Below are 6,201 nucleotides of genomic sequence, written 5' to 3' on the forward strand. Positions count from 1 at the left end.
CGGGGCGCGCCCCGGGGCCGCCCCGCTAGGCAGCGGCCGGGGCTTCGGCGATGATAGGATCGTTTCACCACCGAGCACACAGGCCACCGCTTCATGGCTGCAGTCAACATCCCTGCGAAAGAAACCCCACCCGTAGCATTGCCCGGACTGGCGCGTGCCCTGATGTCCGTGGGCAAGCTGAGCCAGGAAGGCGCGGAGGCCATCTACAAGAAGGCCCAGGCGGGCCGCACCAGCTTCATCGCCGCCCTGATCGAGGGGGGGCACATCAGCTCCTGCGAGCTCGCGCACTCCGTCTCCAGCATCTTCGGCGCCCCCCTGGTCGACGTGGAGGCGCTCGATCCCTTGCGCCTGTCGCGCGACCTGCTGGATCCGAAACTCTGCCAGGCCTACGGCGTGGTGCCGCTGGCCAAGCGCAGCAACCGCCTGATCGTCGCCACCGCCGACCCGACGCACCAGGAAGCGGCCGAGAAGATCAAGTTCAGCACCCAGATGGGCGTGGACTGGGTCATCGCCGACCACGAGAAGCTGCTCAGGCTGGTCGAGACCACGACCAAGTCGACCAGCGAGTCGATCGACCACATCATCGGCGGCGACTTCGAGTTCGGCGAACTCCAGAGCGAGGACGGCGGCGCGCAGGAGGAAGCCGAGGCCCAGGGCGGCGAGGTCGAGGACGCGCCGATCGTCAAGTTCCTGCACAAGATGCTGCTCGACGCCTTCAACATGCGCGCCTCGGACCTGCATTTCGAGCCCTACGAGCACCACTACCGGGTGCGCTTTCGCATCGACGGCGAGCTGCGCGAGATCGCCTCGCCGCCGGTGGCGATCAAGGAAAAGCTGGCCTCGCGCATCAAGGTGATCTCGCGCCTGGACATTTCGGAAAAGCGCGTGCCGCAGGACGGCCGGATGAAGCTCAAGGTCGGTCCCGACCGGGTGATCGACTTTCGCGTGAGCACGCTGCCCACGCTGTTCGGCGAGAAGATCGTGATTCGTATCCTCGACCCGAGCAGCGCCAAGATGGGCATCGATGCGCTCGGCTACGAGCCGGAGGAAAAGGAGCGGCTGCTGGAGGCCATCCACCGCCCCTACGGCATGATCCTGGTCACCGGCCCGACCGGCTCGGGCAAGACCGTCTCGCTCTACACCTGCCTGAACCTGCTCAACAAGCCGGGCGTGAACATCGCCACGGCCGAAGACCCCTCGGAAATCAACCTGCCGGGGGTCAACCAGGTCAACGTCAACGAGCGGGCGGGCCTGACCTTCGCGGTTGCGCTGCGGGCCTTCCTGCGCCAGGACCCGGACATCATCATGGTCGGTGAGATCCGTGACCTGGAGACCGCCGACATCGCCATCAAGGCCGCCCAGACCGGCCACCTGGTGCTGTCCACGCTGCACACCAACGACGCCCCGACCACGCTGACGCGCATGCGCAACATGGGCATCGCGCCCTTCAACATCGCCTCCAGCGTGATCCTCATCACCGCCCAGCGCCTGGCGCGGCGCCTGTGCCCGCAATGCAAGCAGCCAGCCGACATCCCGCACGAGGCACTGCTGGACGCGGGCTTCAGGGAAGAGGAGATCGACGGCTCCTGGGTGACCTACAGGCCGGTGGGCTGTGCGGCCTGCAACAACGGTTACAAGGGCCGGGTAGGAATTTACGAAGTGATGCCGATTTCCGAAGAGATCCAACGCATCATCCTGGCCGACGGCAGCGCCCTGGAAATCGCTGCGCAGGCGCGCCGCGAGGGGGTGCGTTCGCTGCGGCAGTCGGGGCTGCACAAGGCAAAGATGGGCCTGACCTCCCTGGAGGAGGTGCTGGCGGTGACCAACGAATAAACCCGCCGGCCAGGCATGCCCGCCGGCCGGCACACGCCCGGCAGGCCGGGCACGACAACGACGACGAGGGAACGAGCAACCATGGCGACTGCTGCATCGAGGGGAGTCAAGGACTTTGTCTTTGAATGGGAGGGCAAGGACCGCAGTGGCAAGATCGTGCGCGGCGAGGTGCGCGCCGGCGGCGAGAACCAGGTCAAGGCGACGCTGCGCCGCCAGGGCGTGCTGCCCACCAAGATCAAGAAGCGCCGCATGCGCTCGGGCAAGAAGATCAAGCCCAAGGACATCGCGCTGTTCACGCGCCAGATGGCGACCATGATGAAGGCCGGGGTGCCGCTGCTGCAGTCCTTCGACATCGTCGGGCGCGGCAACAGCAACCCGAGCGTGACCAAGCTGCTCAACGACATCCGCGCCGACGTGGAGACCGGCACCTCGCTCAACTCGGCCTTCCGCAAGTACCCGATGTACTTCGACAGCCTGTACTGCAACCTGGTCGAGGCCGGCGAGGCGGCCGGTATCCTGGAAGCGCTGCTGGACCGGCTGGCGCTCTACATGGAGAAGACCGAGGCCATCAAGTCGAAGATCCGCTCGGCGCTGATGTACCCGATCTCGGTGATCGTGGTGGCCTTCGTGGTGGTGACCATCATCATGATCTTCGTCATCCCGGCCTTCAAGGAGGTGTTCACCTCCTTCGGCGCCGACCTGCCGGCGCCTACGCTGTTCGTGATGGCCGTGAGCGAGTTCTTCGTCGAGTACTGGTGGCTGATCTTCGGCGTGCTGGGAGGGGGTTTCTACTTCTTCATGCAGGCCTGGAGACGCAGCGAGCGCATGCAGCAGGTCATGGACCGGGCCTTGCTCAAGCTGCCGATCTTTGGTGAGCTGATCAACAAGTCGGCCGTCGCGCGCTGGACGCGCACGCTGTCGACCATGTTCGCCGCCGGCGTGCCGCTGGTGGAGGCGCTCGATTCGGTGGGCGGCGCCTCGGGCAACTACGTCTATGCCGCGGCCACGGAGAAGATCCAGCAGGAAGTCTCCACCGGCACCAGCTTGACGGCCGCCATGGGCAACGCCAACGTGTTCCCCTCGATGGTGCTGCAGATGACGGCCATCGGCGAGGAGTCGGGCTCCATCGACCACATGCTGGGCAAGGCGGCCGATTTCTACGAGCAGGAGGTCGACGAGATGGTCGCCGGCCTGTCGAGCCTGATGGAGCCGATCATCATCGTGTTCCTCGGCACGCTGATCGGCGGCATCGTGGTCTCCATGTACCTGCCGATCTTCAAGCTCGGCCAGGTGGTCTGATGACCGGCAGTCCGTTGGCGGATGCCGCCCTGTTCGGCATCCTCGGGCTGCTCGTGGGCAGCTTCCTGAACGTGGTCATCCACCGGCTGCCGAAGATGATGGAGCGCCAGTGGGCGGCCGAGTGCGCGCAGTACGGCCAGGATGCCGGCCTGCTGCCCGAGGCAAGCGGCGCGGCGCAGCCGCCATCCGCCGAGGCCTTCAACCTCTGGACGCCCCGCTCGCGCTGCCCCTCGTGCGGGCACGGCGTGCGCTGGCACGAGAACATTCCGGTGCTCAGCTGGCTGGCCCTGCGCGGGCGCTGCTCGGCGTGCAAGGCGCGCATCGGCCTGCGCTACCCGCTGGTGGAACTGGCCACCGGCGCGCTGTTCTACTTCTGCGCGCAGCGCTGGGGCATGTCGGCGGAGACGCTGTTGTGGAGCGGCTTTTGCGCCGCCCTGCTGAGCCTGGCCCTGATCGACTGGGACACCACGCTGCTGCCCGACGACATCACGCTGCCGCTGCTGTGGGCCGGGCTGCTGGGCTCCCTGCTCGGATGGACCGCGGTTCCGCTGGCCGACGCGGTCCTCGGCGCCGCCGCCGGCTACCTGTCGCTGTGGAGCGTGTACTGGGCCTTTCGCCTGGCCACCGGCAAGGAGGGCATGGGCTATGGCGATTTCAAGCTGTTCGCGGCCCTGGGCGCCTGGTTCGGCTGGCAGGCGCTGGTGCCGATCATCTTGCTCGCCTCGGTCATCGGGGCTGTGGTCGGCATCGCCATGAAACTGTCTTCCAGCCTGCGCGAGGGCAAGTACGTGCCCTTCGGGCCCTTCCTGGCGGGCGGCGGCCTGGCGGCGCTGCTGTGGGGCCCGCAGCGCATCATGCAGGCGGTGCTTTCGGTGTTCGGCCTGGCATGAGCGGCAGCGGCGGTCGGGATGCGCCGGCGCGGCCCCGGCGATTGGGTGTCACGGGCGGGATCGGCAGCGGCAAGAGCACTTTCGCCGCCATGCTGGGCGACTGCGGGGCGGCCGTGCTGGACGCGGATGCCATGGCCCGCGCAGTCACCCAGCCGCAGGGCGCGGCGATCGAGCCCATCCGGGCCCATTTCGGGCCGTCCTTCGTCGACGCCAGCGGCGCGCTCGATCGCGGCCGCATGCGGGAGCTGGTGTTTGCCGATCCGGCGGCGCGGGGCCGGCTGGAGGCCATCGTGCACCCGCTCGTGGGCGCCGAGATCGCCGCCGCCGAGGCGGCCGCCGCGCGGGCCGGCCACCGGCTGATCGTGCTCGACATCCCGTTGCTCACGGAGTCGGCACGCTGGCCACGCCAGCTCGACGCGGTGCTGGTGGTCGATTGCAGCGAGGCCACCCAAGTGGCGCGCGTGCAGGCGCGCAGCCGCCTGGACGAGGCGGCCGTGCGCGCCATCATGGCCACGCAGAGCAGCCGCGCGGTGCGCCGCGCCGCCGCCGACTGGGTGGTGTTCAACGAAGGCCTGGACCTGGCGCGGCTGCGCGCGCTGGCGCGCCAGGTGGCAGCCCGCTTCGGGCTATGATGAACGGGCACCGAGCCCGGAAGCCTGCAGCGTGATCCTCTACGAATACCCTTTCAACGAACGCCTGAGAACCTACCTGCGTCTGGAGCATCTGTTTCGCCGTCTGGGCGAGCTGATGGGGCGCACGCACCCGATGGACCACCATTTCGCGCTGGTGACCATCTTCGAGATCATGGACGTGGCGGCGCGCGCCGACCTGAAGTCCGATGTGCTCAAGGACCTCGAGAAACACAAGCACCAGCTCGAGGGCTTCCGCGGCAACCCCTCGATCTCGGAGGCTGCGCTGGATGGCGTGATCGCCCAGCTGGAGGCCAGCTTCGCCCGCCTGGGAGGCCAGCAGGGCAAGGCCGGCCAGCAGCTCGCGGAAAGCGAATGGCTGATGAGCATCCGCAGCCGTGTCGGCATCCCCGGGGGCACCTGCGGCTTCGACCTGCCGGCCTACTACGCCTGGCAGCACCTGCCGGCAGAGCGGCGCCAGGACGACCTGCAGGGCTGGGCGGCCAGCCTCGCGCCGCTGGCGGAGGCGGTGCACCTGCTGCTGCGCCTGTTGCGCGACACCGGCATGCCGCAGAAGGTGGCGGCCGAGCACGGCCAGTTCCAGCAGAACCTGCCGCCGGGCCGCACCTTCCAGCTGCTGCGGCTGGCGATCGACCCGGGACTGCAGCTCATCCCGGAGATCAGCGGCAACCGCCTGATCGTCTCGGTGCGGCTGATGCGCCAGGAAGCGGGCGGGCGGCTGGTGGCCAGCCACGAGGACGCATCCTTTGAACTCACGCTGTGCGCGTGAATCCATCGTCCATGGCCAGCGACACCCCTGCCCCACCCTCCCCCACGCCGCCTGCGCGCGAGGTCCGGTGCCCGTGCTGCGGCGGACCGAGCCTGTACGGGCCCCAGAATCCCTTTCGGCCGTTCTGTAGCCGGCGCTGTCGGCAGATCGACCTGGGCGCGTGGGCCAACGAGGAGTTCCGCGTGCCCGCCGAGACCCCTGCGCAAGACGCGCCCTACGGCGACCCACGGCACGAGCCCTGAGCGGTCTGCGCAGCTCAGGCGCAGGGCGAAGGCGGCCTGTCTGCGGGCACTTGCGCCGGCTCGAACACCGCCTCGTCCAGCTCGGCCCCCTCCTCCCGGGCAAGGCGTGCCAGCACCGGGCGCGCGCCGGGCAACACCGGTCGCACGTCGAGCGGCCAGCGCTGCCAACGCAGCTCCTGGCCCTCGCGCGCCTGCGGCTCCCCTTCCCAGGCCCGCACCTTGCACCAGTGCAGCCGCACCAGCGCATGCGGGTAGTCGTGCTCCGTGGCCTGCCAGCGCTCGACCGGACCGATGGTCACGCCCAGCTCCTCGCGCAGCTCGCGGCGCAGCGCCTGCTCGACTGTCTCGCCGGCCTCGAGCTTGCCGCCGGGAAACTCCCAGTAGCCCGCGTAGGGCTTGCCGCCAGGGCGCGAGGCGAACAGCAGGGCGCCGTCGGCGCGCACCAGGATGCCGACGGCCACCTCCGTGTGCCGCCGCGCCGGGGGAGCAGCACTCATGCGGCAGCCGGCTGGCGGCCG

The 6,201-nt window shown here is 69.0% G+C and carries 7 protein-coding genes; 6 read left to right on the top strand and 1 reads right to left on the bottom strand.

Annotation, left to right across the window (positions count from 1 at the left end; all coding sequences use genetic code 11):
* The first annotated feature begins 93 nt into the window (after positions 1-93).
* From pilB to A612_RS16575, 6 genes are all read left to right on the top strand, one after another.
* Entirely contained in the window at positions 94-1,833 is a 1,740-nt protein-coding gene (gene pilB / locus A612_RS08835) for a type IV-A pilus assembly ATPase PilB (protein ID WP_040436447.1), read from the top strand.
* 81 nt (positions 1,834-1,914) lie between these two features.
* Positions 1,915-3,132: a type II secretion system F family protein gene (locus A612_RS08840; protein ID WP_019374138.1), complete on the top strand. Its 1,218-nt coding sequence runs from the start codon at positions 1,915-1,917 to the stop codon at positions 3,130-3,132.
* Positions 3,132-4,022 (top strand): prepilin peptidase, encoded by an 891-nt coding sequence (locus A612_RS08845; protein ID WP_019374139.1) that lies wholly within the window; start codon positions 3,132-3,134, stop codon positions 4,020-4,022. The genes A612_RS08840 and A612_RS08845 overlap by 1 nt, the downstream gene beginning before the upstream one ends.
* Positions 4,019-4,654, top strand: a complete 636-nt coding sequence (coaE, locus tag A612_RS08850; protein ID WP_040436448.1) for a dephospho-CoA kinase — start codon at positions 4,019-4,021, stop codon at positions 4,652-4,654. The genes A612_RS08845 and coaE overlap by 4 nt, the downstream gene beginning before the upstream one ends.
* Positions 4,655-4,685: 31 nt before the next feature.
* The gene (zapD, locus tag A612_RS08855) at positions 4,686-5,441 is read left to right on the top strand and encodes a cell division protein ZapD (RefSeq protein WP_019374141.1); all 756 of its coding nucleotides are present in this window, start codon (positions 4,686-4,688) and stop codon (positions 5,439-5,441) included.
* A gap of 11 nt (positions 5,442-5,452) precedes the next feature.
* A complete protein-coding gene (locus A612_RS16575) occupies positions 5,453-5,683 on the top strand; it encodes a DNA gyrase inhibitor YacG (RefSeq protein ID WP_075807037.1) in 231 nt (76 codons plus the stop codon).
* A 14-nt stretch (positions 5,684-5,697) separates the two neighbouring features.
* On the opposite strand, the gene A612_RS08860 is transcribed toward A612_RS16575, so the two are convergent.
* On the bottom strand, positions 5,698-6,180 hold the full coding sequence (locus A612_RS08860; RefSeq protein ID WP_040436449.1) for a (deoxy)nucleoside triphosphate pyrophosphohydrolase: 483 nt from the start codon (positions 6,178-6,180) through the stop codon (positions 5,698-5,700).
* Positions 6,181-6,201: the final 21 nt, after the last annotated feature.

The organism is Melaminivora alkalimesophila (assembly GCF_000282995.1).
GTDB lineage: Bacteria > Pseudomonadota > Gammaproteobacteria > Burkholderiales > Burkholderiaceae_C > Melaminivora > Melaminivora alkalimesophila.